Origin of the sequence: Pseudomonas sp. HOU2 (assembly GCF_040729435.1) — a bacterium.
Classification (GTDB): Bacteria; Pseudomonadota; Gammaproteobacteria; order Pseudomonadales; family Pseudomonadaceae; genus Aquipseudomonas.
Map to the genome: position 1 here is coordinate 4,732,734 of NZ_CP160398.1, position 24,838 is coordinate 4,757,571.

Sequence of the window (24,838 nt, forward strand, 5' to 3'; positions counted from 1 at the left end):
TTGCCCGCCGCGCTGTCTATCTCTCTGCCATGCTTTTCCATTGGCCTTAGTTGGTCGTTAGGGAGAACTCCGTTCTTATGATTCGCCGTTCGTTGCCTGCCGTATTCGCCTTGATTTTCGCTGCCCCGTTACTGGCGGCGCCTGCGGGTCAGCAGACCCTGTTCAACTTCGTTCGCCCCGCCGACGTGGTGAAAGTCGTCACCGAAAACACTGACCTGCCACAAGCCAACGCCGAGCAGACCCCGGAAGGTGAAGTGCTGCGCCGGGTGACGTTCAACCCGGTAGCCCGCCCAACCTTGCGCCTGACCCCGCAGACCGGCGCCTGGGACTGGTCGCAGTCGGGCATGATGAGCCTGCGTCTGCAGAGCGCGATGAACTGGGCCGTGACGGTCTACGTGCAAATCCAGAGCAACAACGGCCAGACCCTGACCAGCCGCGTCGACCTGCCGGCCGGCCCCGCGCAAACCCTGCTGGTGCCATTGGTGGCGACTTCGCCGCTAAGCCAGGGCATGAAGGCCGGGCCGCCGATGCCGATGACCGTCGATGGCCAGCGGATTCTGCTGGCCAGCAGTAGCGGTGAACTGGATCGCAGCCAAGTGGTGTCAGTGAGCCTGTGGATGGATCAGCCGAAAGCCGCGCAGAGCCTGCTGCTCGAACGTTTCGGCGTGCAGGATGGCGATGCCGTGACCCAGGCTGTCTACGGCAATCTGGTGGACGCTTACGGCCAATCGACCCGCAGCAAATGGCCGGAAAAAATCAGCAACGATGAACAACTGAAATCCGCCGCCGCCAAGGAACAGCAACAGCTGAAAACCTGGCTGGCCGAGCGCGAAAAGTCCTCGCTGGACAAGTTCGGCGGCTGGAACAAAGGCCCGGCGTTCAAGGCCAGCGGCTTTTTCCGCACCGAAAAACGTGACGGCCGCTGGTACCTGGTGACCCCTGAAGGGCATCCGTTTTATTCGCTGGGGGTCAACACCGTCAGCCCGCAGGTCAACCAGACCTACGTGGCCGGGCGTGAGTGGATGTTCGAATCCCTGCCCAAGCCTGACGAACCACTTGCCAGTCATTTCGGCGAAGGCGACAACCGTGGCGGCAACGGCGCCGATCAGGGCCGCGGCTATGGCAACGGGCGCTGGTACGATTTCTATGGTGCCAACCTGCAACGCCTGTATGGCGAACCTTGCGCAGCACCGGCGCAAACCGAACCGGCGAACGCCGCTCCATGCAAAGCCACGGTCGATGAACAGAAGTGGGCTGCGCACACTCTCGATCGCTTGCAGGCCTGGGGCTTCAACACGGTCGGCAACTGGAGCGCCGACTCGCTCGCCGAGGCCGATCGGGTGCCGTACACCTTGCCGCTGTCGATCGTCGGCGATTACACCAGCATCAGCACCGGCAGCGACTGGTGGGGCGGCATGCCTGACCCGTTCGACCCGCGTTTCGCCATGGCCACCGAACGTGCCGTGGCCATCGCCGCCCGCGATCACCGCGATGATCCATGGCTGATCGGTTACTACGCCGACAACGAATTGGCCTGGGCCGGTCCGGGCGATGATCCGCAGTCGCGCTACGCCCTGGCCTACGGCACATTGAAAATGACCACCGACGTACCGGCCAAGCGCGCATTCCTCAAGCAGCTGCGCGACAAGTACCGCAACCAGGAAGGCCTGTCGAAAGCGTGGGGCATTGATCTGCCGGCGTGGGAATTGATGGAAGACCCGGGTTTCGTGCCACCGATGCCGAATCCAGAACACCCGGAAATCGAAAACGACTTCAAATACTTCCAGAAAGTGTTCGCCGACACCTACTTCAAAACCATCTCCGATTCGCTGAAATGGCACGCGCCGAATCAGTTGCTGCTCGGTGGCCGTTTCGCCACCAGCACCCCGGAAGCGGTGGCCTCCTGCGCGCAGTATTGCGATGTGCTGAGCTTCAACATGTACACGCTGAAACCGCAGGACGGCTACGACTTCGCCGCCCTGCGTGCCCTCGACAAACCGGTGCTGATCACCGAATTCAACTTCGGCTCCAGTGATCGTGGCCCGTTCTGGGGTGGCGTGACGCAACTGGCGAAGGAAGAAGACCGTGGCCCGGCTTACGCCAACTTCCTCAAGCAGGCACTGAGCGAGCCGTCGATTGTCGGCGTGCACTGGTTCCAGTACCTGGATCAACCGGTGACCGGGCGTCTGCTCGATGGCGAGAACGGGCACTTTGGTCTGGTGGGGATTACCGATCTGCCGTATCAGGGTTTTGTCGAGGCGGTGCGCAAGAGCAATTTGCAGGCGGTTGATCAGTTGGGCAAGGAGGCTGAGAAAGCTGCCGCCGCTGTTGGTCATGAGGCCGAAGGCGGGCGCAAGGGTGAAGCCGGCAAAGGCCCGGGGGCCGGGCATGCGGGCGGGCATTCGGGGAATGGTCACTGAGGTTTGATGCCTTAAAGATCGCAGCCTTCGGCAGCTCCTACAAAGTTACATTTCCTGTAGGAGCTGCCGCAGGCTGCGATCTTTTGATTTTGCCTTGAAATGACCACCCGACCCGCAGCTGTTCCCAAATCCCTCAAGGGCTGGAACAATGCGGGCCACTTTGTAGAGCGTTTTCGCGGGGGAGTTGCGGGTGCAGATTCAGGGACATTACGAGCTTCAGTTCGAGGCAGTGCGCGAGGCATTCGCGGCACTGTTCGACGATCCCCAGGAACGCGGCGCAGCCCTGTGCATCAAGGTCGGCGGAGAAACCGTCCTCGACCTCTGGTCCGGTACGGCCGACAAGGACGGCACCGAAGCCTGGCACAGCGACACCATCGCCAACCTGTTTTCCTGCACCAAGACCTTTACCGCCGTTACCGCACTGCAATTGGTGGCCGAAGGCAAACTGCAACTGGATGCGCCGGTTGCCCGCTACTGGCCGGAATTTGCGGCCGCCGGCAAAGAATCCGTCACCCTGCGCCAATTGCTCTGCCATCAGGCCGGTCTGCCGGCCCTGCGCGAGTTGCTGGCGCCCGCGGCCCTCTACGAATGGCAAACCATGGTCGACGCCCTCGCGGCCGAAGCGCCGTGGTGGACGCCGGGTACCGGCCATGGTTATGCCGCCATCACCTATGGCTGGCTGGTCGGCGAGTTGCTGCGTCGCGCTGACGGCCGCGGGCCGGGCGAGTCGATCGTCGCCCGTGTCGCCAAGCCGCTGGGGCTGGATTTCCACGTCGGCCTGGCGGACGAAGAATTCCACCGCGTGGCGCATATCGCACGGGGCAAGGGCAACGTCGGTGACGCTGCTGCCCAACGCTTGTTGCAGGTGACCATGCGCGAACCGACCGCCATGACCACTCGCGCCTTCACCAATCCGCCGTCGGTGCTCACCAGCACCAACAAACCGGAATGGCGGCGCATGCAGCAGCCGGCCGCCAACGGGCATGGCAACGCACGCAGTCTGGCCGGCTTCTACGCAGGCCTGCTCGATGGCAGCCTGCTCGAAAGCGAAATGCTTGAAGAACTGACCCGCGAACACAGCTACGGCGAGGACAAGACCCTGCTGACCCGTACCCGTTTCGGCCTGGGCTGCATGCTCGATCAGCCGGACATGGCGAATGCCACTTACGGCCTCGGCCCACGTGCATTCGGTCATCCGGGTGCGGGTGGTTCAGTGGGGTTTGCTGATCCTGAGCACGATGTCGCGTTCGGTTTTGTGACAAATACCCTTGGGCCGTACGTCTTGATGGATCCGCGCGCACAGCAACTGGCGCGGGTACTTGCCACTTGTCTGTAAAGCTTTACATGAGGTTCCAGAGTTGGAACCAGATCCGGTTTTTCGATTCAAAGCGTCAGTTTATCCGGGCAAAAGAGCTCTGATTTTTCATTACTTCACTTTGTGGATTTTCAATGTCATCCAAAAAAACTCTCGCCCTGGCCCTGTGTGTTGCGATCACCGGTTGCGCACAGACTCCTAAAAACGATGCGGACGGCGGCAGCTGGTGGCCGTTCGGATCCTCCGACAAAGTGGCGGCCAAAGAGCCGGCCCCAGCCCCGGCTCCTGTCGCAACCCCGGCGCCGCTCAAGCCTGCCGCTACCGCACCAGTTGCCAAGACTGAAAGCAGCAGCCACTGGTACTGGCCGTTCGGCGGTTCCGATGATTCGACCGCCAAGGCCGATGTGAAACCCGAGGTAAAACCCGAAGCCAAACCGGCGGCAGTGGCCAAGGCCGATGCCGACACCGGCACCAAGTGGTGGTGGCCGTTCGGCGGCAAGGATCAATCGACTGCCAAAGTGGTGCCGATGCCTGACCCGAAAGTCACCCAGGCCTGGCTGGATGACTACGAGCCACGTCTGCGTGCAGCGATCAAGGACAGCAATCTGCAACTCGAACGCCGTGACAACGTGCTGGTGGTGATCGCGCCGGTTGAAGGCTCGTTCAACCCGAAACGTCCAGCGATGCTGCTGCCAGTGACCCTCAGCCCGTTCACCAATGTCGCGAAAATCCTCGAAGCTGACCCGAAAACCGCAGTCCTGGTACTCGGTCACAGCGACAACACCGGTGCCGCGCCGGCCAACGTCAAACTCAGCCAAGAGCGCGCCCAGTCCGTGGCAGCGATCTTCCGCCTGAGCGGCTTGCAGCGTGATCGCCTGATGCTGCGCGGCATGGGCGGCGATGCCCCGCGTGCCGCCAACGACAGCGCCGAAGGTCGTGCCCTGAACCGTCGCGTCGAACTGCTGGTGACCCCGCAGAACACCATGGTTGCGCTGCTGAGCAAGTACAACATGCCAGCGCCGGCACCAACCACGATGCTTGCCGCACAGGACGTCAAGCCTGCAGCCAAACCGGTCACCCCGGCGCCGGCCGCTTCGAAGGCCGCCGTACCTGCAACCAAAAAGGCTCCGGCGAAGAAAGCCGCCGCCAAGGCACCTGCGAAGAAAGCAGCGACCAAGGCACCGGCAAAAACCCCTGCCAAGAAAACCGCTCCGGCCAAAGCCGCGGCAACTGACAAGAAAGTCGCCGCCAGCGATACTTCCAAGCAGTGATCCGCTAACGAAAAGGAATGCGCCATGACCCAGGCTCTGGCAGATATGCGTCGTGATTACACCCGGGACGGTCTGACCGAGGCGCAAGCCCCGGCCGAACCGTTTGCGCTGTTCCACCAATGGTTTGCCGACGCGGTGAAAACCGAACAGGCGCCAGTGGAAGCCAACGCCATGACCCTGGCTACGGTCGATGCGGCCGGTCGCCCGCATTGTCGCATTCTGCTGCTCAAGGGCCTGGACGCGCAGGGCTTCACCTTTTTCACCAACTACGACAGCGCCAAGGGCCAGCATCTGGCGGCGAATCCTTTCGCGGCCATGACGTTTTTCTGGCCAACCCTGGAGCGCCAGGTGCGCATCGAAGGGCGGGTGGTCAAAGTCACCCCGCAAGAGTCCGACGCGTATTATCAGGTGCGTCCGCTGGGCAGTCGGCTCGGCGCCTGGGCCTCACCGCAAAGCCGGGTGATCAGCGGGCGTGGCGAGCTGGAAGATCTGCTCAAGGCTACCGAGCAGCGCTTCAGCGATACACAGCCGGATTGCCCGGAACACTGGGGCGGTTATCGCTTGCTACCCGAGCGCATCGAGTTCTGGCAAGGCCGTCCAAGTCGTCTGCACGATCGCCTGAACTATCGTCAGCAGGGCGCCAACTGGATTCTTGAACGTCTGGCGCCTTAAGCAGTCTACCGAGCGTGATAGCCTGCCGCAGCGGCCGCAAGCCACTGCGGCAGGTCCCGGCGTTTGATCTTCCGCGCGCGGGCCTCGGCCAGCCGTTCCAGCATGAAGGCGCGTTTGCCTTCATCCTTGCCCGCCAGGGACAGCGCCAGATCACGATCCATCCAGCGTCTGATCCGCACGTACAGCCATCCGTGGAAGTACAGACCGGCGACGGTGGTGACGAAAATGATCAGGTAATCCATGGAAATCCTTGGGTTTGGCCCGGCAGGTTGGGTGATTTGACGCTACTGTTGGGTGGGCAGCAGGTGCCTGTACCGGGCCTGAATAAAATCAAGTTTATCCGGGCTGTGTCGTGACAGGCGTCAAGCAGCGGGGTTTAATGAGCAAATGTACTTTTGGAGTTGATGCTATGCGTAAGTCTGTTCTGCTGGTTGCTTCCTTTTCCACGATGGCGATGTTGCTGACCGGCTGCCAGTCGAGCCTGACCGGTGACTCCTATTCCCGTGACGAAGCGCGTCGTGTGCAGACGATTCGCATGGGCACCATCGAATCCCTGCGTCCGGTGAAAATCGAAGGCACCAAGACCCCGATCGGCGGCGCTGCTGGCGCAGTGGTTGGCGGTGTCGGCGGCAGCGCCATCGGTGGCGGCAAGGGCAGCATCGTTGCGGCGGTCATCGGCGCCGTGGCCGGTGGCCTGATCGGTTCGGCCACCGAAGAAGGCCTGACCCGTACCCAGGGCGTGGAAATCACCGTGCGCGAAGACGACGGCAGCATGCGCGCCTACGTGCAACAGGTTCAGGAAAACGAAGTGTTCCGTGTTGGTGAGCGCGTGCGCATCTCCACCGTCGGTGGCACCAGCCGCGTTTCGCACTAAGCGGAAACGAGCGGTAAAAGAAAAACCCCGATCAGGTGACTGGTCGGGGTTTTTTGTTTGTTTCAATTCGCCCGCTCAATGCTGGGCACAGGTGCCCATGAAATACTCCAGCCCCTTCGGGAAGCTGACGTTCAGAAGGACTTCCAATGCACTTACTTGATCCGGGCTCAATAACAACTCCCCAGGCTCCATTTCGTTAAGCGGCTTGGATTCAATGAGCTGAGCGACTTTTTCATTCATTTCGCTATCGTTGATATCCATTTCAAACTGTAGCGAGCTGTCTTGGATTTCGTCAGGATAAAATCCGGTTATTGAAAGGTAACGCATGTTTTAGTCCCTTAATTTCTAGAGGTTCTTCTATCCGGCTCGGCGGGCCCGGTTTGTTCACCAGTAATATGATTGAACTCACCCAAATGAGTGGTTCCCAATTTGTCGTATTTTTCTACAGCATTGCTTTTGTAATCCCATTCATAGATCCGACCTTTGCGGTCTACCCAGCGTGCTCGCCGCTTTCCTCCACCCTGAACCGATGACTTGGACTTCACTCTCACTGCATCAGGAAACGCAGGTAGCGTCTTTGGGTGGTCGTAGTAGGCATGGTCGCGAGCTCGACTGAGCACAATGTAAACCGGCTTAACCCCAGAATCCGCCGGAAACACCAGAATGAAATCCCGATACTCCGGCGGATAAACCGGGTTCACCAGAATCCCGTTCGCCGCTTTCGTCGGTGGGTACACCCAAATATGCGGTGCCTGCGGAGCGGCCTCCAGCGCGGGGATGCCGAGGATGTCGGAGCCGTCCACGGCGGGCGTCCAGATCAGTTCGATGCCTTCGCCGAGGTCTGCGACAAAGCGGTTATCACGTGCGGTGAACTGCGCGACATCGACCATTTCCCAGTCGCGATTCTTGCCGGTGTAGAAGCCATAACCCTTGAGGCTGCCGTCGGCCTGTTGTTCGACATGTAGGCGCACGCGGGTTCGAGCCTGTTTGAGGGCGAGCAACTGGTCTTCGGTGTAGAGGGCGCTGTCGCCCAGGTTCGATGGCATGAGCAACGCCACCAGCCCGACCAAAGGGGTCACAACGGCGGCGGAAGCGATGGCGGGCAATGCCTTGAACACCTCACCCGCAAGGGCGAAGGTGCCCAGGCCTGCCGGGATGGCAGTGCCGCTGATTTTCTTGAGTGGAACGCCGCCGCTGTCATCGGCTTCACGGCCGCCGAGCAGGACCAGATCTCCGTAATCTTTCAGGCTGTCGGTCGGCACCATCCCCGAAGGATTCGCGTAATCGATGATCGCGTCCGGCAACTTGCAGGACTTGGCGAACACGCACCCGGCGCGTACGGGATCAGGCTTTTTCGCCGCAACCTCTCGGCTGCGCTCGAAGGCCTCCTGCCGCGCCAGCATGGCGTCGTAAGCGTTCTGCCGGGCGTCGCGCTCGGCCAGTTCAGTGGCCGTCATGTAGCGCCAGGTGACGTGATGACCGTCGCCCGCCGGCGGGTTGGGGACCCGGGGAATGTCCTTGTTGCGAGCCACTGAGCGTCCTTTCGTTCATCCATCGACAGGCCCTCGAAAGGGCTGTGCGACGTTAACGAAGCGGACAAATGCTGGCTGTAGGACGGATCTTTGATTAAGTGCGGATTGTTCGCTATTTGTCTGTCAGGGGGGCGAGCAGGCCGCTTCAGTTCAAAGAACGGGGAGATGGGTTCTGCGCAATTACTGCAAAAGCCTGATACTTATTTGCCCCAAAACCTGGCAGTTGGTGGATGAATTGAGCCTCAGCTGTATCTGTGAGCCTTGCCGGTTTTTTCCTATGCTGGGGGACTGAGCCTGTGACAAGGCTACTCCTGCCCGACTCAACGAGAGCATGACCATGAGCGACAACCGACAGTGGGCCCGTGAAGCCATCCGCATCATCGAAGCGGACTTCCAGCGCAGCGCCGACACCCATCTGATCCCCTTGCCGCTGCCGGGTTTTGCGGGCATCGAGTTGTATTTCAAGGATGAGTCGAGCCATCCCACCGGCAGCCTCAAGCATCGCCTGGCGCGGTCGCTGTTCCTGTATGCGTTGTGTAACGGCTGGCTCAAACCCGGCGCACCGGTGATCGAGGCGTCCAGCGGTTCGACGGCGATTTCCGAGGCGTACTTTGCGCGCATGCTCGGTTTGCCGTTTATTGCGGTGATGCCGGCGACCACCTCGAAAGAGAAGATTGCGCAGATCGCCTTCTACGGTGGCCAGAGCCATCTGGTGAAGGATCCGACGCAGATTTACGCCGAATCCGAACGTCTGGCCCGCGAGCATGGCGGGCACTTCATCGACCAGTTCACCTACGCCGAGCGGGCCACCGACTGGCGGGCGAACAACAACATCGCCGAGTCGATCTTTCAGCAGATGCGTTTCGAGAAGCACCCGGAACCGAGCTGGCTGATTTCCAGCCCCGGCACCGGCGGCACCACCGCGACCCTGGGTCGTTACGTGCGTTATCGCCAGCATTGCACCCGCGTGTTGTGCGCCGATGCCGAGCGCTCGGTGTTTTTCGATTACTACCAGACGGGCGACGCCAGTCTGCGTCTGGACTGCGGTTCACGGATCGAAGGCATCGGCCGGCCACGGGTCGAGGCCTCATTTCTGCCGAAGGTGATCGATGCGATGGTCAAGGTGCCGGACGCCTTGTCGCTGGCGGCCATGCATTATCTGGCACAGCGTCTGGGCCGGCATGTCGGCGGGTCGAGCGGCACCAACCTGATCGGCGCGCTGATGGCGGCGCAACAGATGACAGCGGCAGGGGAGTCGGGGTCGATCGTGGCGATTCTGTGCGATGGCGGCGAGCGTTATGCCGACACCTATTACGATCAAGACTGGCTAAAGGCGCAGGGCTATGAGCTGGAGGGGTTGATTGCGGCGGTGGCGGCGAGTGCCGAACGGGGTGAGCCGCTGCCAACCACAGTGCTGCGCGCGAATATCTGATACACCGAAAACCACTGTGGGAGCTGGCTTGCCAGCGATAGCGGATTGTCAGTCAACATCAATGTCGAATCTGAGTCCGTCATCGCTGGCAAGCCAGCTCCCACAGGGTTGGGCGTTTTGCAGATTTGGCTGATCAGGCTTCCAGACCGAGAATGTCGCGCGCCACGGCCTCGGCAATCCGAATCCCGTCGACCCCCGCCGACAGAATCCCGCCGGCATAACCCGCGCCTTCACCGGCCGGGAACAGACCTTTGACGTTCATGCTCTGCAGCGACTCGTTACGCGTAATGCGCAGCGGCGACGAGGTGCGGGTTTCGATCCCGGTCAACACCGCGTCGTGCAGCGAGTAGCCGCGAATCTGCTTCTCGAACGCCGGCAACGCTTCACGAATCGCTTCGATGGCAAAGTCCGGCAGCGCCAGGGCCAAATCGCCCAGGGCCACTCCCGGTTTGTACGACGGCTCGACTTCGCCCAGTTCGGTCGACGGGGTGCCGTTGATGAAGTCGCCGACCAATTGCGCCGGGGCCTTGTAGTCGCTGCCGCCGAGGATGAACGCGTGGGATTCCAGACGCTCCTGCAACTCGATACCGGCCAGCGGGCCGCCCGGGTAATCGACTTCCGGGGTGATGCCGACGACGATCCCGGAGTTGGCGTTGCGCTCGTTACGCGAGTACTGGCTCATGCCGTTGGTGACCACGCGGTTCGGCTCGGAGGTCGCTGCAACCACGGTGCCGCCCGGGCACATGCAGAAGCTGTAGACCGAACGACCGTTCTTGGCGTGGTGCACCAGTTTGTAGTCGGCGGCGCCCAGCTTCGGGTGGCCGGCGTACTTGCCCAGCCGCGCACGGTCGATCAGCGATTGCGGGTGCTCGATGCGGAAACCCACCGAGAACGGCTTGGCTTCCATGAACACGCCACGGCTGTGGAGCATGCGGAAGGTGTCGCGGGCGCTGTGGCCGAGGGCCAGAACCACGTGTTTCGAATGCAGGGTTTCGCCGCTCGCCAGTTCGACGCCGACCAGTTGACCGTCTTCGATCAGCACGTCGGTGACGCGTTCCTGGAAGCGTACTTCGCCGCCCAGGGCGCGGATCTCTTCACGCATGGTCTCGACCATGCCGGTCAGACGGAACGTACCGATGTGCGGTTTGCTGACGTAGAGGATTTCTTCCGGCGCACCGGCCTTGACGAATTCGTGCAGGACTTTGCGACCGAGGAACTTCGGATCCTTGATCTGGCTGTACAGCTTGCCGTCGGAGAACGTGCCCGCGCCGCCTTCGCCGAACTGCACGTTGGACTCGGGGTTGAGCACGCTTTTACGCCACAGGCCCCAAGTGTCCTTGGTGCGCTGACGCACTTCGGTGCCGCGTTCGAGGATGATCGGCTTGAAGCCCATCTGCGCCAGCAACAGGCCGGCGAAAATCCCGCACGGGCCGAAACCGACCACGATCGGGCGCTGGCTCAGGTCGCTCGGCGCCTGACCAACGAATTTGTAGCTGACATCCGGCGCCACGTTGACGTTACGGTCGTCGGCGAACTTGCCCAGCACCTTGGCCTCGTCGCGCACGTTGAGGTCGATGGTGTAGATGAAGCACAGTTCGGAGGACTTTTTTCGCGCGTCGTAGCTGCGCTTGAACAAGGTGAAATCGAGCAAATCATCGCTGGCGATGCCCAGGCGCTGCACGATGGCGGCACGCAGGTCTTCTTCGGGATGGTCGATTGGCAGCTTGAGTTCGGTGATTCGTAACATGGCGAGGATCCGGATTCGCGGGGCGCACAACTGCGCCAGGGCGTTTGAAGGCCGCGATTATAAGCCGCAAAGGCCGGATCCGGTGAGGCTAAAACGCTCAGTCGTTACGCGATCCGCCGAAATACCCGCAACCACGCTCGACCTTGCCGTCGATGCGCAGTTCGGCGCTCATGTGCTGCACGCTGCCGGTGCTGCTGTCGACACAGCGTTGCGGCGCGACCCACAACTCGATGTGCTGGTTGTTGGCTTCACTGCTGAGGTTGAAGCGGCCGTCGCCCAATTGCTCTTCGACATAAGGCACCGCCAGTGCCGGCTGGCCTTCGCGGTCGATGACCATGCCCTTGCCGCTGACTTTGACGTTCCACTCGGGCCCGTGGCCGGCGGCACGCAGGATCAACAGCTTGAAATTCGGGTCATCGCAGGCGGTGCCGGAACGCTCGACGCGATACAGCTGGCCGAGGTCGAGGCGGTCGCCGACAAGCTTGCCGCGCACATCGGCAAACAGTTTGCCCTGCTGATCGGCGAGGGTCGCGGCCTCTTGCAGCACGCTGGTGCCGCCGATGTCGTTGACCACGTACTGACGCTGTTCGCCACACGGCTGGAACACCAGTTTGCCGTCGGCTGCCGTCAACTGCCCTTGCATCCGGGTCTGCCCGACGTGGGACGCGCTTTCACGCGGGCCATCGAGCAATTGGCAGGCGGCGAACAACGGCAGCAGGGCAACAACGATCAACGAACGGGCAACACGCATCTTCGGCTCTCCAGACAAGTGCCGCCACGTTACGCAGGCTGACCGTTGATCACAAGGGTTTAGCCCACGTGAAAGGTCTGACCGGTTTGCAGGCCTTCGACACTTTTCGCGTAGGCCAATGCCACATCGGCTGCCGGAACCGGCTTGTAGCCACGGAAGTACGGGGCATAGCTGCCCATGGCTTCCAGCAGCACGGTCGGGCTGATCGAGTTCACCCTCAGACCGCGCGGCAGTTCAATGGCAGCGGCTTTGACGAAGCTGTCCAGCGCACCGTTGACCAGTGCCGCCGAGGCGCCGGTACGGATCGGGTCGTGGCTGAGCACGCCGGTGGTGAAGGTGAACGAGGCACCGTCGTTGGCGTATTCGCGGCCGATCAGCAGCAGGTTGACCTGGCCCATCAGCTTGTCTTTCAGGCCCAGGGCAAAGCTGTCAGCGTTCATCTCGCCGAGTGGGGCGAAGGTCACGTTACCGGCGGCGCAGATCAGCGCGTCGAACTTGCCGGTCTGCTCGAACAGCTTGCGAATCGATGCGCTGTCGCTGATGTCCACCTGGAAGTCGCCGCTGCTGCGACCGATGCGAATCACGTCGTGACGCTGGCTCAGCTCTTTATCCACGGCTGAACCAATGGTGCCGGCGGCACCGATCAACAGAATCTTCATGGGCTGTTCCTCAATGAGTTGAATGAGGTTTCAGTCTAGAGTGGTTTTTTCTGTGGATAAGCGCACTAATAGGCAACCTTTGGTTTTCAAATGGAAACAATCCATGAGCGAAATGGATGATCTGGCGGCGTTCGCGGTGTTGATCGAGGCCGGCAGTTTTACCCTGGCGGCGCAGCAACTGGGTTGCAGCAAGGGCCAGTTGTCAAAACGCATCAGTCAGTTGGAAGCGCAGTTTTCCGTGGTGCTGCTGCAGCGCACGACGCGCCGTTTGAGCCTGACAGCGGCGGGCGCCGCATTGTTGCCGCAAGCCCAGGCGCTGGTGGTGCAGGTGGAGCGGGCACGTCAGGCGCTGGCGCGTTTGAAAGACGACATGGCCGGGCCGGTGCGGATGACAGTGCCGGTGTCACTGGGCGAAACGTTTTTCGATGGCTTGCTGCTGGAGTTCTCGCACAAGTATCCCGAAGTACAGATCGAGCTGGAACTGAACAACAACTATCGCGACCTGTCACGCGATGGGTTCGACCTGGCGATTCGCAGCGACGTGGCCAATGATGAGCGCCTGGTGGCCAAACCCTTGCTGGCGTGGCAGGAAATGACCTGCGCCAGCCCGGCCTATCTAGAACAGTTCGGCGAACCCCGAACCCCGCAGGATCTGGTCGAACACCGTTGCCTGCTCAACAGCCACTACAGTGGCCGCGAGGAATGGCTGTATCACCAGCAGCACGAATTGCTGCGGGTGCCGGTGTCGGGACCGTTCGCCAGCAACCATTACAACCTGCTGAAAAAGGCCGCGCTGGCCGGCGCCGGTATCGCACGGTTGCCGTCGTATCTGCTGCAAACGGAACTGGCTGACGGCCGGTTGCGCTGGCTGCTGCGCGATTTTCAGACACGGCGGATGCCGATGTACCTGGTGCACCCGTATCAGGGTGGATTGCCCAAGCGCACGCAGGTGTTGGCGGATTATCTGATTGGCTGGTTCAAGCGCAGTGGTGAGGCGCTGGATCGGCTGGCGCATTGACCACGATGTCTGTGATGCCTGTGATACCCGTGAAATCGGGGATACCCGTGATACACGTGTAGGAGCTGCCGAAGGCTGCGATCTTTTGATCTTGAAAATCAAAAGATCGCAGCCTTCGGCAGCTCCTACAGGGACATCAGGGACATCAGCGGTTCCAGTACCTGGCGATCAGGTGATCAATCGACAATCTGCCCGGCCCGGTCGCCATCAGGTACAGCAATACCGCCGCCCAGGTGCCGTGGGTCGGATAGGCATCGGGGTAGACGAACACCTCGATCACCAGCGTCATGCCCAGCAGCGCCAGCGCCGAAAAGCGTGTGGCGAAACCGATCAGGATCAGCACGGGGAAGAAGTGTTCGGCGAACGCCGCCAGGTGCGCGGCGATTTCCGGTGACAGCAGCGGCACGTGGTATTCGCTATGGAACAACGGGATCGTCGAGTCCGCCAAGCGCGGCCAGCCGAGCTGAAAGGTGCCGTCGATCAAGTCGATGGCCAACCCCTCGACCTTGGTCTGCCCGGACTTCCAGAACACCGCGGCAATCGAGAACCGCGCGATGAAGGCGATCAGGCTGTGGGGGATTTTTTCCATGAGTCCGATGGCACGAGTGATGAGGTTGTTCATGGCAATACCTTGTTCAGGTCGGTGATGGCGTTGTGGCCGATCAGCAGGGCGAGGGTCTGCGGCAGATCGAAGGACGGACTGTCTTGCGCCGCGTCCAGTAGCGCTCGGTGATGGAGCAGATGGCGGATGAACACGCTGGCGCCGTGATCGAGGGCAAAGACCTCGACCTCCAGACCGTTGCGCAGCACCAGTGCGTGTTGCCCTTGATGAATGTCGATGCCGGCCAGCGTCGCGTCTCCTTGATGCGCTGCCCAGATCGAAACCACCGCACAGGCTGAATCGAGCAGGTGCAGCGAGGGATGCAGGGTGATGTTCAGTTCGGCGAGTGTTTGCGGATCGGCCAGTGCAGCGCTGATCTGTTGCGCACTGACCGTCGCGGCATCGGCGGCGTGATAAGCGCGGGTGCGCAAGCGTTCGAGCCGTGCGACATCGGCCAGATACGGTACCTCGGCCGCCGGTTCGAATGCGTCAATGAAGTCCGCCAGTTCGCCGCCATATCGGCTCATCAGCGGACTGCGCGGTGGCTGCTGCTGGATGAAAATCCCGGCCATGGCGCGGAAGAATTCCTCGCCGACCAACTGCTGCACCACCGGATAACTGTCGGCCAGCGCGTTGATCAACGAACCTTGCACGTTATTGCGATACACCGAGAATCGGCTGGCAGGATCGGCACCGTTGGCGCTGCACAGGCCGGCGGGGCAGGGCAGGCGAGTGTCGAGCAGGGCGGCAGCGAAATCGGCTTGAATGCTCATGGCTGACCCCCTGCACGCAGCAACAACGCTTCGGCCTGCTGCGCCTCGGCCAGCAGCACATTGAACGCCGGAACCTGATTGTCCCGCTCGATCAAGGTTGCCACCGGGCCAACGCGTTCGAGCGCCTGTCGGTATAGCGCCCAGACCGCGTCATCAATCGGCGCGCCGTGATCATCGATCAGCAAGCGATCACCGAGGCTGTCGGCATCTTCGGCGAACCCGGCCAGATGGATCTCACCCACCGCGTGCAAGGGCAGCGCGTCGAGGTAGGCCAGTGGATCGCGTTGATGATTGATGCACGAGACGTAGACGTTGTTGACGTCGAGCAGCAGACCGCAGCCGCTGCGGCGAACCACCTCGGCGATGAACGCCGGTTCATCGAGGGTCGAGCGTTCGAAGCCGAGATAGGTCGCCGGATTTTCCAGCAGCATCGGACGCTTGAGGGTGTTTTGCACCTGGTCGATATGTGCGCAGACGCGGTGAAGCGTCGGCGTGTCATACGCCAGTGGCAGCAGGTCATTGAGGAACACCGGGCCGTGGCTCGACCAGGCCAGGTGTTCGGAAAAGGCTTGCGGTTGATAGCGCTCGATCAGCGTTTTCAAACGTTGCAGGTGCTGAACATCCAGTGGCCCTTCGGCCCCGATGGACAGCCCGACACCGTGCAGCGACAGCGGATACTGCTCGCGGATCAACCCGAGGAAATGATGAAACGGACCGCCGTCGACCATGTAGTTTTCGGCGTGGACTTCGAAGAAACCGAGGTCCGGTCGGGTGCCGAGCACTTCACGCAAGTGCCCGGTCTTGAGCCCCAGCCCGGCGCGGGGCGGGAGCCCGCAAAGGGCTGCCCGAGTGCGCGGTGGGACAGGTTCGCTGGTTGAGAACATGAGCGTCACTCGGGCAGGCAATGGATCAGGACTTGGCTTTGAAGGCTTCCATCTGACCGAAACCGGTCGGCGAGGTCTTGCTCTCGGTGGTGGTGCAGGTGCCTTTTGGCACGAACTTCCAAGAGTTGGCCTGGTAGTCCATCTTCGCTGTGCCGGCACAGGTAGTGCCCGCGCCTGCGGCGCAATCGTTGTGACCCTTCATGGCCACGCCGAAGCATTTTTCCATGTTGCTGTTGTCGGCGGCGTTGGCGCTGGAAACGGCAGTCATGCTCAGGGCGGAACCAAGAGCCAGAACCAGTGCAGCGGCGGACAGGGTGCGAGTGGTAGCAGTCATGATGTTTCTCCAGATTTGAGCTTGGGTTTTACAAGCGAAGTGCGCTTGCTTACCCCACTAGAGAAGGCTCATGGCGATGCGTTACAGCGCAGGCGAAATTTTTCAGAAAAAAATGCAAAACCCTGCGGCAGCTCCTACAGGGATTTCTTCGGTTCCGCGTCTATAGTCATTGCAACGGCCCTGTCACAGGCCGATTTACCAGGACGGTATCTCATGACGAAGGATCGCTCAGCCCGCGCTGCGCTATTGCGCACGACTTCCTCTTTTACGCTCGCCTGCACGCTGCCCTTGTTGTTCAGTACGGTTTGCGCGCAGACGCAAGTTGATCCGCTGGACACGCTCAAGCGCATCAACCACAACTACAACACCCTCAAGGACGCTTGCCAGGAACCCGATACCGGTGCTGCGCGCGGGCTGTATTACTGCAGCGGCGTGACCTTGCGCATGGTCAATGACGGGCCGTTCAATCCGTGGGATTACAGCCCTTACGCGATCAAGATTGGCGCGACGTCCTATTCGTGGATTCGCAAGGACTTGAGTACGCGGATTCTGATTCACCCGGCGGGTTTCATCCTGCGCACGCCTACCGATGCGGCGGCGTTGAAGCTGCCGGTCAAGGAACAGGGCTTCACCTGCATCTACGCCTTCGATGGCGGCACCGGACCGGAGCGCAAGTGGTACGGCTGCGGGTTCTTCGACAGCCGCGAACCGCCGCGCGCGGCCCAGGGCACGATGAACAATCGCAATGCCGCGCTGGCCTACGGCACCTGTGCCGAGGCGGGTGTCACCACCGCCGAGCAATGGACGCAGAAATACACCGGGCTGATGAAAGGGCCGATCCAGTACGGCCAGTGTTCATGGAACGCGGAAAAAACCAGCGACTGGCACGCGATGATCCGCGTGCACGAGTCGCGTCCGAATACCACCAACAAGGATCCCTTTGCCTTCAGTGCCCAGGTCAACGAGTTCATGTTGAAGAACGCCACCGCCACCAACGACGGCAGCGAAAACATGAAGTACATCGACGCCTTCATCTACAACGTCAGAAGCACGCAGAACTTCGCCACCCGCGGTGATCAGGCGCCGCCGAAGCCGGAGAACGGCCTGAACAGCGCGCGCAATTTCCAGAAGAAACTCCAGGCTCAGGGCTACAGCGTGCCGATCCTGCGGCTGGATTTCACCAAGCCTGCCGAACAGCGTTTCAGCTATGTCGCCGCCGATCAGGCGATCGCCGAAATGGTGGTGGGTGGCGCCCCGGCGCCCAGATACATTGCTGATGCCGTGTGGATCGAGCGTTACGACCCGGGCAGCAAGAAAAAAGAATGGTCGCTCAAGGTCACACCGACGGCCGAGGGCAAGGCGATACAGGCCAGCAATCAGGACGCCGTTTATCAGGAGTTGTCAGCCCTGCGTGGCGCCGACAGCCAGTGGCGCGATCACGAGAAATCAGCAGGGAGCATGCGTCAGCAATTGAGCTGTCTGGTACAGAACTACCCAGCCAAGACCGAGTGGAATCTGGAACCGTTCCGCCCCGTGGTCAGCCCGCAGGAAGCGGCTAAGGCCGGCTGCAATCCGGTGGCAGCCCCGGCGCCGCAATACATCGCTTCGGCCGACTGGATCAAGCGTTACGACCCCGGCACCCGCAAGGATGAATGGAGCCTGAGCATCGTGCCCACTGCGGCGGGGCGCGCCTTGCCCAATGACCAGCTCGGCGCCTTGTACGAGCAGTTGTTCGCGCTCAAGGGCGCGGACAGCAATTGGCGCGACAACGAAACGGCGGCCGGCAGTATGCGTCAGCAATTGGGCTGCGTGCTGGCCAACTATCGCAACAAGACGCCGTGGAATCTCGAGCCGTTCCGGCCGGCGCTATCGGATGCCGAGACCCGGGCCGCCGGTTGCAACCCGGTTCCGCGTTAAGTGTGTGTGTTGGCTAATCAAGGAGATGCAAGCCATGAACAAACGTCTGAACAGGATCGCCCCGTTGCTCGTATTGCCGCTGTTGGTGCATGCGGCATGGGCCAGTGCCGAGTCATGCGACGAGACGCTGCGGAAGGTTGAAAAGCTCTACAACAACACCGTCGACAGTTGCGGTCAGGACCCCGCGTCGGACTGCTCGGGGCTGTTAGTGCGCGGCACGCATCGGGCCGATCCGGCCAAGGGGCAAAAGTGGGACGTGTGGAACCCCAGCCCGAAAGCCGTGGAGCTGGGCACATTTGCCGCCTCGTTCATGCGCGCCGACGGCATCAGTTATGAAGACCCGGGCATGAGCACGCAGAACGGCTATCTGATTACGCCCCGGGATCTGGTGAAAGACCCCGAGACGCCAGTGCACGTCTATTGCGCGTTTCCCAACGATGCCTGGACCGACTTTCGCAATGATCGCGGCTGTGGCGACAACAAGAACACCGCCCCGACCGAAGCGGTCTGTCAGGCCATGAAACCACCGATCACCACACCGAACGCCTGGGTCGCGCACTTCACCCAGTACAACAACAATCGTCAGCAGGACCAGTTGCAGTGCGGTTTCAACATGCGCAATCCGATGAGCAGCAAGGAGCGGGTCGATGCCTTTCGCAATTTCATGGGCGCGCGCAAAGTCATCAACAGCCGTGAGTTTCAGACCCAGACCGAGCTGCGCCTGGGCAATCCGAAAACCGATGAACTGCCGATTCTGGCGTTCTTCTACAGCGATCAGCGTGGTCTGAACGACGCGTTGGCCAACCAGAAGGACTACAAGGCCAAGACCGGCAAGGATCGCAACATCATCAAGATCGACTTCCCGAAAACCCCGGTGGGCAAGGCCTCTTTCTCGTGCATCCAGACCTCGACGCCGACAGAACCGAAATTCTGCGACAAGTACATCGAGTCCAGCACCTGGGTACAACGTCCCGATCCGAAACTGGGGCCGAACACCTGGTCGCTCTCGGTAGTACCGACCGCGTGTGGTCGGGCGATCAAGGACGACCAGACCGACCGGATGTTTGCCGAGCTGTACAACAAGCATAAGGACGATGCGCAATGGCGCGAGTACAGCGTCAATGGCGGTTCGTTGCGGCGGCAGATGGTTTGCCATCTGGCGGCAACCTACGAGGGCAAGCCAGTACGCAACAAACCTGAGTGGAACCTTGAACCGGCGCGTCCGTATGTCGATCAGGCCACCGCCGTAGCTCAACACTGCAACCCGTACTGACGGCACTTCCCTGTAGGAGCTGCCGCAGGCTCGGGCCGCGATCGGACGATCTTTTGACTTTGCCTTTTAAAAGCTAGATCAAAAGATCGCAGCCTGCGGCAGCTCCTACAGGTGGGATGTGTGAGGTATAAAAAAACGGCCCGAAGGCCGTTTTTTTTGGTTCAGTGAAAAACCTCAACCGCCGAGGTACGCCTCGCGCACTTTCGGGTCGGTCAGCAGTGCTTCACCGGTGCCTTGCATGACCACGCGGCCGTTCTCCAGAACGTACGCACGGTCAGCGATTTTCAGCGCCTGGTTGGCGTTCTGCTCGACCAGGAACACCGTTACACCGTCCCTGCGCAGCTGTTCGATGATGTCGAAGATCTGCTGGATGATGATTGGTGCCAGGCCCAGCGACGGCTCGTCGAGCAGCAGCAGTTTCGGCTTGCTCATCAGCGCGCGGCCGATGGCGAGCATCTGCTGTTCGCCGCCGGACATGGTGCCGCCGCGCTGGTTGAAGCGTTCTTTCAGGCGCGGGAACAGGCCGAGGACCTTGTCCATCTGCTCCTGATAGTCGCCCTTGTCGGTGAAGAAACCGCCCATGGACAGGTTCTCTTCAACGGTTAGACGGGCAAACACCCGACGACCTTCCGGCACCACCGCGATGCTCTTGCGCATGATCTGCGACGAGTCCTGGCCGACCAGTTCCTCACCCATGTAGCGGATGCTGCCGCTGTGCGCCTGCGGCGAACCGCAGAGCGTCATCAGCAGCGTGGACTTGCCGGCACCGTTGGCGCCGATCAGGGTCACGATCTCGCCCTGACGGACTTCGACGTTGACGCTGTGCAGGGCCTGGATCTTGCCGTAGAAGGTGGAAACGTTTTCGAACTGCAGCATTTACGCTTCCCCCAGGTAGGCTTTGATCACTTCAGGATTGTCGCGGATCTGTTCCGGCGTACCGTCAGCCAGCGGTGTGCCCTGGTTGATCACGACGATGTGGTCGGAAATGCTCATGACCAGCTTCATGTCGTGTTCGATCAACAGCACGGTGACGTTGTGCTCTTCACGCAGCACGCTGATCAGCGCCTTGAGGTCTTCGGTTTCCTTCGGGTTCAGACCGGCGGCCGGTTCGTCGAGCATGAGAATCCGCGGGCGGGTCATCATGCAGCGGGCGATTTCCAGACGCCGTTGCTGACCGTAGGCCAGGGTGCCGGCGGTACGGTTGGCGAACTCTTTCAGGTTGACCTTTTCCAGCCAGTATTCGGCATATTCCATGGCCTCGCGTTCGCTCTTGCGGAACGCCGGGGTCTTGAACAGGCCGGACAGGAAGTTGGTGTTCAGGTGACGGTGCTGGGCGATCAACAGGTTCTCGACCGCCGTCATGTCCTTGAACAACCGCACGTTCTGGAAGGTGCGCACCACGCCCTTAAGGGCAATCTTGTGCCCCGGCAGGCCCTGGATCGGTTCGCCGTCGAGCAGAATGCTGCCGCCCGATGGCTGGTAGAAACCGGTCAGGCAGTTGAACACGGTGGTCTTGCCCGCGCCGTTCGGCCCGATCAGTGCCACCACCTGTTTTTCCTTGACGGTCAGGGCCACGCCATTGACCGCGAGCAAACCGCCGAAGCGCATGCTCAGATTTTCAACCTTCAGAATCTCGCGGCTCATTTTCGCAACTCCATGTGTGGGCGTTGCATCGGCAGCAGACCTTGTGGACGCCAGATCATCATCAACACCATCAGCGCACCGAACATCAACATCCGGTATTCGCTGAACTCACGCATCATTTCCGGCAACAGGATCATCACCACGGCCGCGAGAATCACGCCCAGCTGCGAGCCCATGCCACCCAGCACGACGATGGCGAGGATGATCGCCGACTCGATGAAGGTGAACGATTCCGGCGTCACCAGACCCTGACGGGCGGCGAAGAAGCTCCCGGCGAAACCGGCGAAGCTCGCACCCAGGGTGAACGCCGACAGCTTGATGATCGTCGGATTCAGGCCCAGTGCACGGCAGGCGATTTCGTCTTCACGCAGCGCTTCCCACGCACGGCCGATCGGCATGCGCAGCAGGCGGTTGATGATGAACAGTGCCGCCAGCGCCAGCAACAGGGCAACCAGGTAGAGGAAGATCACCTTGTTGATCGAGTTGTATTCGAGGCCGAAATATTCGTGGAAGGTTTGCATGCCTTCCGCCGCTTTGCGTTCGAAGGTCAGACCGAAGAACGTCGGTTTCTCGATGTTGCTGATGCCGTTCGGGCCGCCGGTGATATCGGTCAGGTTGCGCAGGAACAACCGGATGATCTCGCCGAAACCGAGGGTCACGATCGCCAGATAGTCACCGCGCAGACGCAACACCGGGAAGCCCAGCAGGAAGCCGAACGTCGCCGCCATCAGGCCGGCAATCGGCAGGCAGATCCAGAAGCTCAGGCCGTAGTAGTGCGACAGCAGCGCGTAGCTGTAGGCGCCGACGGCGTAGAAGCCGACGTAACCCAGGTCGAGCAGACCGGCCAGACCGACGACGATGTTCAGGCCAAGGCCGAGCATCACGTAGATCAGGATCAGCGTGGCAATGTCCACTGCACCACGGGAGCCGAAGAACGGCCACACCAGTGCACCGAGGATCAGCGCAATGATGATGTAGCGTTGCGTGGTCGGCAGGGTCAGGAAGTTGCTGGCCTTGGCCGGGATCAACGGCAGCCCCGGCGAGGATTTCCAGGCCTTGCTGATCTGCTGGTTGAACAGCACGCGCAGGAACATCAGCACCGAGCACACGGCGATGGTCGCCAGAATGGCCGGGCTGGTGCCGTGCACTTCGAGGTTGATGCCGACGATGGTCAGTTTCAGACCGAGTACCGGGTAGGCCACGGCCCACACCAGCAAGGCACTGAACAGTGCCTGTTTAAGATTCCTAGTCATACTTTCTCAACCTCCGGACGGCCCAGAATGCCGGTCGGACGGAACAACAGCACCAGAACCAACAAGCCGAAAGCCACGACGTCCTTGTACTGGTCGCCGAAGATATCGGCGCCAAAGGCTTCCGCCACCCCGAGCACCAGCCCACCGAGCATCGCGCCGGGGATGCTGCCGATCCCGCCCAGTACCGCAGCGGTGAAGGCCTTGAGGCCGACGAGGAAACCGGCGTTGGGGTTGATCACGCCGTACTGCATGCTCAGCAGCACAGCAGCGACGGCTGCCAGCGCGGCACCAATGACGAAGGTCAGGGCGATGATGTTGTTGGTGTTGATGCCCAGCAGGTTGGCCATCTTGATGTCTTCGGCACAGGCGCGGCAGGCACGACCCAGGCGAGAACGGGAGATGAACAGCGTGAGGCCGAGCATGGCGACCAGAGTCACCACGAACACCACGATTTGCATGTAGGAAATCAGCACTTCATGTGCGCCACCTGGCCCGATGGAGAAGTTGCCGGGGATCAGGTTGGGGATGGATTTGTCCTTGGAGTCTTGCGCGAGCAGAACCGTGTTCTGCAGGAAGATCGACATACCGATCGCGGAAATCAGCGGGATCAGACGGTTGCTGCCGCGCAGGGGGCGGTAGGCGATCCGTTCGATGCTGTAACCGTAGGAACTGGTGACGACGATGCTCGCGATGAACGCGGCGGTCATCAACAGCGGGACGTTGTCGATTCCCATCATGGCCAGCCCGGCGATGGCGATGAACGCCACGTAGGAACCGATCATGTACACCTCGCCGTGGGCGAAGTTGATCATTCCAATGATGCCGTAAACCATCGTATAGCCGATGGCGATCAGGGCATACGTGCTGCCAATGGTCAGGCCATTAACCAGCTGTTGGAAGAAGTGATAGATGTCAGGCATTACAACGCTCCTAAAAACCTGATACGCATTTCACTGGTGGAGTCATTTTCCCGCCCGGCCCCGTGGATCTTTATCCACTTCGAATCCGGGTTTTGCCAGCGAACCGCTGATGACGGTTTTGAGATTTTCAGGTGGGGAGACTGGCGGATCACGCCAGCGCGGCCCATACATTCGTAAAACAAAGCCCACGGCACGCCGTGGGCTTTATTGGCAGTCAGTCAGGGCGCGCCTTACTGAGGCGAAACTTCAGTTTTAGGTTTGCCGAAGTGCCACTCGTAAACCACGAATTTGAAGTCCTTCAGGTCGCCCTTGGCGTCGAAGCTCAGGTCGCCGGTAGGGGTCTTGAAGGTGCCGGCGTGAATGGCTTCGGCCACTTTGGCAGGGTCTTCGGATTTGGCAGCGGCGATACCGCCGGCAATCACTTCAACCGCCGAGTAGGAAGGGAACACGAACGGGCCGCTCGGGTCTTCTTTCTTGGCCTTGAAGGCATCAGCCAGGGCGACGTTGGCCGGATCCTGGTCGAAGGATTTCGGCAGGGTCACCAGCAGGCCTTCGGAAGCGTCCTTGGCGATCTGCGAAATGGAGTCGTTACCCACGCCTTCCGGCCCCATGAACTTGGCTTTCAGGCCTTTTTCCTGGGATTGACGCAGGATCAGACCCAGCTCCGGGTGGTAGCCGCCGTAGTAGACGAAGTCGACGTTGGCTTGCTTGAGCTTGGAGATGATCGAGGAGAAGTCCTTGTCGCCGGCGTTGACGCCTTCGAACACGGCGACTTTCACGCCTTTCTTCTCCAGGGTCGCCTTGACTGCGGTGGCGATGCCTTCACCGTATTGCTGCTTGTCGTGCAGGACGGCAACGATTTTCGGCTTCACGTGGTCGGCGATGTAGTTACCGGCGGCAGGGCCCTGGGCGCTGTCCAGACCGATGGTGCGGAAGACCATTTTGTAACCACGGGCGGTGATGTCCGGGCTGGTGGCAGCCGGGGTGATCATCACGACGCCTTCGTCTTCGTAGATGTCCGAAGCAGGCTGGGTGGAGCTGGAGCACAGGTGACCGACCACGAACTTGACGCCGTCGTTGACGACCTTGTTCGCAACCGCTACCGCTTGTTTCGGATCGCACGCGTCATCGTATTCAACGGCTTCGAGTTTCTTGCCGTCGACGCCGCCCTTGGCGTTGATCTGCTCGATGGCCATTTTCGCGCCACTGAACTGCATGTCGCCGTATTGGGCTACCGGGCCGGTTTTAGGGCCGGCAATACCGATCTTGATGGTGTCAGCTGCGAACGAATGGCTGGCAACCCCGGCCAGAACCATAGCGGCAAACAGTTTGGAAATCTGCTTAGTAGCCTTAGTCATAGTGCTCCACTCTTACTGTTGTAATTTTTTTGAGTTCTGGCGCCGTAGCAGCAGAACCGGGTCAGATATCTTTGCGATACCCTCCGGAAATGCCCCCGGCAACTGTACCGGTACAGTGTAGAGCGCCGGTTGTTGGCCTGGGAAGCGGGCGCCGAGGGGCAAAACTTGGGGGTGTCGCATTTTTGAATGA

24 protein-coding genes are annotated in these 24,838 nt (G+C 60.8%); 9 read left to right on the forward strand and 15 right to left on the reverse strand.

All coding sequences use genetic code 11. The features are described from left to right. Window positions 1-77 precede the first annotated feature (77 nt). From ABV589_RS21360 to pdxH, 4 genes are all read left to right on the forward strand, one after another. Window positions 78-2,420 carry a beta-galactosidase gene (locus ABV589_RS21360; RefSeq protein WP_367083484.1) on the forward strand — a complete coding sequence of 781 codons (2,343 nt, stop codon included), beginning with the start codon at window positions 78-80 and terminating at the stop codon, window positions 2,418-2,420. Between the two features lie 190 nt (window positions 2,421-2,610). Then, window positions 2,611-3,756, forward strand: a complete 1,146-nt coding sequence (locus ABV589_RS21365) for a serine hydrolase domain-containing protein (protein ID WP_098967554.1) — start codon at window positions 2,611-2,613, stop codon at window positions 3,754-3,756. A gap of 113 nt (window positions 3,757-3,869) precedes the next feature. Beyond that, window positions 3,870-5,006: an OmpA family protein gene (locus ABV589_RS21370; protein ID WP_367083486.1), complete on the forward strand. Its 1,137-nt coding sequence runs from the start codon at window positions 3,870-3,872 to the stop codon at window positions 5,004-5,006. A gap of 24 nt (window positions 5,007-5,030) precedes the next feature. Further along, window positions 5,031-5,678, forward strand: a complete 648-nt coding sequence (pdxH, locus tag ABV589_RS21375) for a pyridoxamine 5'-phosphate oxidase (RefSeq protein WP_367083488.1) — start codon at window positions 5,031-5,033, stop codon at window positions 5,676-5,678. A 5-nt stretch (window positions 5,679-5,683) separates the two neighbouring features. On the opposite strand, the gene ABV589_RS21380 is transcribed toward pdxH, so the two are convergent. Further along, window positions 5,684-5,920: a hypothetical protein gene (locus ABV589_RS21380; protein ID WP_367083490.1), complete on the reverse strand. Its 237-nt coding sequence runs from the start codon at window positions 5,918-5,920 to the stop codon at window positions 5,684-5,686. Window positions 5,921-6,087: 167 nt separating this feature from the next. Here ABV589_RS21380 and ABV589_RS21385 point away from each other — a divergent pair, with 167 nt between their 5' ends. Next, window positions 6,088-6,552 carry a glycine zipper 2TM domain-containing protein gene (locus ABV589_RS21385; protein WP_007969461.1) on the forward strand — a complete coding sequence of 155 codons (465 nt, stop codon included), beginning with the start codon at window positions 6,088-6,090 and terminating at the stop codon, window positions 6,550-6,552. A 75-nt stretch (window positions 6,553-6,627) separates the two neighbouring features. Here ABV589_RS21385 and ABV589_RS21390 read toward each other — a convergent pair whose 3' ends face one another. Both ABV589_RS21390 and ABV589_RS21395 read right to left on the reverse strand, forming a co-directional pair. Next, the gene (locus ABV589_RS21390) at window positions 6,628-6,879 is read right to left on the reverse strand and encodes a pyocin S6 family toxin immunity protein (protein ID WP_367083492.1); all 252 of its coding nucleotides are present in this window, start codon (window positions 6,877-6,879) and stop codon (window positions 6,628-6,630) included. Between the two features lie 11 nt (window positions 6,880-6,890). Next, a complete protein-coding gene (locus ABV589_RS21395; RefSeq protein ID WP_367083493.1) occupies window positions 6,891-8,084 on the reverse strand; it encodes an S-type pyocin domain-containing protein in 1,194 nt (397 codons plus the stop codon). Window positions 8,085-8,415: 331 nt separating this feature from the next. Here ABV589_RS21395 and ABV589_RS21400 point away from each other — a divergent pair, with 331 nt between their 5' ends. Continuing rightward, window positions 8,416-9,516, forward strand: a complete 1,101-nt coding sequence (locus tag ABV589_RS21400) for a PLP-dependent cysteine synthase family protein (protein WP_367083495.1) — start codon at window positions 8,416-8,418, stop codon at window positions 9,514-9,516. A 133-nt stretch (window positions 9,517-9,649) separates the two neighbouring features. Here the strand turns inward: ABV589_RS21400 and ABV589_RS21405 are convergent, their stop codons facing one another. The 3 genes from ABV589_RS21405 to ABV589_RS21415 all read right to left on the reverse strand — a co-directional run bounded on the left by ABV589_RS21405 (window position 9,650) and on the right by ABV589_RS21415 (window position 12,673). Next, window positions 9,650-11,263: an NAD(P)/FAD-dependent oxidoreductase gene (locus tag ABV589_RS21405; RefSeq protein ID WP_135295099.1), complete on the reverse strand. Its 1,614-nt coding sequence runs from the start codon at window positions 11,261-11,263 to the stop codon at window positions 9,650-9,652. A 97-nt stretch (window positions 11,264-11,360) separates the two neighbouring features. After that, window positions 11,361-12,014, reverse strand: a complete 654-nt coding sequence (locus ABV589_RS21410) for a hypothetical protein (RefSeq protein WP_367083497.1) — start codon at window positions 12,012-12,014, stop codon at window positions 11,361-11,363. A 59-nt stretch (window positions 12,015-12,073) separates the two neighbouring features. After that, a complete protein-coding gene (locus tag ABV589_RS21415) occupies window positions 12,074-12,673 on the reverse strand; it encodes a short chain dehydrogenase (protein ID WP_367083498.1) in 600 nt (199 codons plus the stop codon). Window positions 12,674-12,776: 103 nt separating this feature from the next. Here ABV589_RS21415 and ABV589_RS21420 point away from each other — a divergent pair, with 103 nt between their 5' ends. Further along, window positions 12,777-13,691, forward strand: coding sequence for a LysR family transcriptional regulator (locus tag ABV589_RS21420; RefSeq protein ID WP_108590247.1), 915 nt, complete (start codon window positions 12,777-12,779; stop codon window positions 13,689-13,691). 145 nt (window positions 13,692-13,836) lie between these two features. Here the strand turns inward: ABV589_RS21420 and ABV589_RS21425 are convergent, their stop codons facing one another. Genes ABV589_RS21425 through ABV589_RS21440 form a run of 4 tightly spaced genes read right to left on the reverse strand, consistent with a single transcriptional unit; the run spans window position 13,837 to window position 16,283 of the window. Then, window positions 13,837-14,313, reverse strand: a complete 477-nt coding sequence (locus ABV589_RS21425; protein ID WP_367083500.1) for a DoxX family protein — start codon at window positions 14,311-14,313, stop codon at window positions 13,837-13,839. Further along, window positions 14,310-15,065, reverse strand: coding sequence for a DNA-binding domain-containing protein (locus ABV589_RS21430; RefSeq protein WP_367083502.1), 756 nt, complete (start codon window positions 15,063-15,065; stop codon window positions 14,310-14,312). Before ABV589_RS21430 ends, ABV589_RS21425 begins: the two co-directional genes overlap by 4 nt. After that, a complete protein-coding gene (locus ABV589_RS21435; RefSeq protein WP_367083504.1) occupies window positions 15,062-15,949 on the reverse strand; it encodes a DUF692 domain-containing protein in 888 nt (295 codons plus the stop codon). The genes ABV589_RS21430 and ABV589_RS21435 overlap by 4 nt, the downstream gene beginning before the upstream one ends. Before the next feature lie 25 nt (window positions 15,950-15,974). Next, window positions 15,975-16,283: a DUF2282 domain-containing protein gene (locus tag ABV589_RS21440; RefSeq protein WP_007969475.1), complete on the reverse strand. Its 309-nt coding sequence runs from the start codon at window positions 16,281-16,283 to the stop codon at window positions 15,975-15,977. A 213-nt stretch (window positions 16,284-16,496) separates the two neighbouring features. Between ABV589_RS21440 and ABV589_RS21445 the strand changes: the two genes are divergently transcribed. After that, window positions 16,497-18,200 carry a DUF2599 domain-containing protein gene (locus tag ABV589_RS21445; RefSeq protein ID WP_367083505.1) on the forward strand — a complete coding sequence of 568 codons (1,704 nt, stop codon included), beginning with the start codon at window positions 16,497-16,499 and terminating at the stop codon, window positions 18,198-18,200. Window positions 18,201-18,234: 34 nt separating this feature from the next. Next, window positions 18,235-19,473, forward strand: a complete 1,239-nt coding sequence (locus ABV589_RS21450; RefSeq protein ID WP_367083506.1) for a DUF2599 domain-containing protein — start codon at window positions 18,235-18,237, stop codon at window positions 19,471-19,473. Between the two features lie 174 nt (window positions 19,474-19,647). Here the strand turns inward: ABV589_RS21450 and ABV589_RS21455 are convergent, their stop codons facing one another. The 5 genes from ABV589_RS21455 to ABV589_RS21475 all read right to left on the reverse strand — a co-directional run bounded on the left by ABV589_RS21455 (window position 19,648) and on the right by ABV589_RS21475 (window position 24,648). Continuing rightward, entirely contained in the window at window positions 19,648-20,349 is a 702-nt protein-coding gene (locus ABV589_RS21455) for an ABC transporter ATP-binding protein (RefSeq protein ID WP_367083507.1), read from the reverse strand. Then, window positions 20,350-21,117 (reverse strand): high-affinity branched-chain amino acid ABC transporter ATP-binding protein LivG, encoded by a 768-nt coding sequence (gene livG, locus ABV589_RS21460; RefSeq protein WP_007969480.1) that lies wholly within the window; start codon window positions 21,115-21,117, stop codon window positions 20,350-20,352. Next, window positions 21,114-22,370, reverse strand: coding sequence for a high-affinity branched-chain amino acid ABC transporter permease LivM (locus tag ABV589_RS21465; RefSeq protein WP_007969481.1), 1,257 nt, complete (start codon window positions 22,368-22,370; stop codon window positions 21,114-21,116). The genes livG and ABV589_RS21465 overlap by 4 nt, the downstream gene beginning before the upstream one ends. Then, the gene (livH, locus tag ABV589_RS21470) at window positions 22,367-23,290 is read right to left on the reverse strand and encodes a high-affinity branched-chain amino acid ABC transporter permease LivH (RefSeq protein WP_027614381.1); all 924 of its coding nucleotides are present in this window, start codon (window positions 23,288-23,290) and stop codon (window positions 22,367-22,369) included. Before livH ends, ABV589_RS21465 begins: the two co-directional genes overlap by 4 nt. Window positions 23,291-23,520: 230 nt before the next feature. Then, a complete protein-coding gene (locus ABV589_RS21475) occupies window positions 23,521-24,648 on the reverse strand; it encodes a branched-chain amino acid ABC transporter substrate-binding protein (RefSeq protein WP_367083509.1) in 1,128 nt (375 codons plus the stop codon). Window positions 24,649-24,838 lie beyond the last annotated feature (190 nt).

Coding starts and splice junctions, on each gene's coding strand:
- ABV589_RS21360 (WP_367083484.1), top strand. CDS start 78: ATGATTCGCCGTTCGTTGCCTGCCGTATTCGCCTTGATTTTCGCTGCC.
- ABV589_RS21370 (WP_367083486.1), top strand. CDS start 3,870: ATGTCATCCAAAAAAACTCTCGCCCTGGCCCTGTGTGTTGCGATCACC.
- pdxH (WP_367083488.1), top strand. CDS start 5,031: ATGACCCAGGCTCTGGCAGATATGCGTCGTGATTACACCCGGGACGGT.
- ABV589_RS21380 (WP_367083490.1), bottom strand. CDS start 5,920: ATGGATTACCTGATCATTTTCGTCACCACCGTCGCCGGTCTGTACTTC.
- ABV589_RS21385 (WP_007969461.1), top strand. CDS start 6,088: ATGCGTAAGTCTGTTCTGCTGGTTGCTTCCTTTTCCACGATGGCGATG.
- ABV589_RS21390 (WP_367083492.1), bottom strand. CDS start 6,879: ATGCGTTACCTTTCAATAACCGGATTTTATCCTGACGAAATCCAAGAC.
- ABV589_RS21400 (WP_367083495.1), top strand. CDS start 8,416: ATGACCATGAGCGACAACCGACAGTGGGCCCGTGAAGCCATCCGCATC.
- ABV589_RS21405 (WP_135295099.1), bottom strand. CDS start 11,263: ATGTTACGAATCACCGAACTCAAGCTGCCAATCGACCATCCCGAAGAA.
- ABV589_RS21410 (WP_367083497.1), bottom strand. CDS start 12,014: ATGCGTGTTGCCCGTTCGTTGATCGTTGTTGCCCTGCTGCCGTTGTTC.
- ABV589_RS21415 (WP_367083498.1), bottom strand. CDS start 12,673: ATGAAGATTCTGTTGATCGGTGCCGCCGGCACCATTGGTTCAGCCGTG.
- ABV589_RS21420 (WP_108590247.1), top strand. CDS start 12,777: ATGAGCGAAATGGATGATCTGGCGGCGTTCGCGGTGTTGATCGAGGCC.
- ABV589_RS21425 (WP_367083500.1), bottom strand. CDS start 14,313: ATGAACAACCTCATCACTCGTGCCATCGGACTCATGGAAAAAATCCCC.
- ABV589_RS21430 (WP_367083502.1), bottom strand. CDS start 15,065: ATGAGCATTCAAGCCGATTTCGCTGCCGCCCTGCTCGACACTCGCCTG.
- ABV589_RS21435 (WP_367083504.1), bottom strand. CDS start 15,949: ATGTTCTCAACCAGCGAACCTGTCCCACCGCGCACTCGGGCAGCCCTT.
- ABV589_RS21440 (WP_007969475.1), bottom strand. CDS start 16,283: ATGACTGCTACCACTCGCACCCTGTCCGCCGCTGCACTGGTTCTGGCT.
- ABV589_RS21445 (WP_367083505.1), top strand. CDS start 16,497: ATGACGAAGGATCGCTCAGCCCGCGCTGCGCTATTGCGCACGACTTCC.
- ABV589_RS21450 (WP_367083506.1), top strand. CDS start 18,235: ATGAACAAACGTCTGAACAGGATCGCCCCGTTGCTCGTATTGCCGCTG.
- ABV589_RS21455 (WP_367083507.1), bottom strand. CDS start 20,349: ATGCTGCAGTTCGAAAACGTTTCCACCTTCTACGGCAAGATCCAGGCC.
- livG (WP_007969480.1), bottom strand. CDS start 21,117: ATGAGCCGCGAGATTCTGAAGGTTGAAAATCTGAGCATGCGCTTCGGC.
- ABV589_RS21465 (WP_007969481.1), bottom strand. CDS start 22,370: ATGACTAGGAATCTTAAACAGGCACTGTTCAGTGCCTTGCTGGTGTGG.
- livH (WP_027614381.1), bottom strand. CDS start 23,290: ATGCCTGACATCTATCACTTCTTCCAACAGCTGGTTAATGGCCTGACC.
- ABV589_RS21475 (WP_367083509.1), bottom strand. CDS start 24,648: ATGACTAAGGCTACTAAGCAGATTTCCAAACTGTTTGCCGCTATGGTT.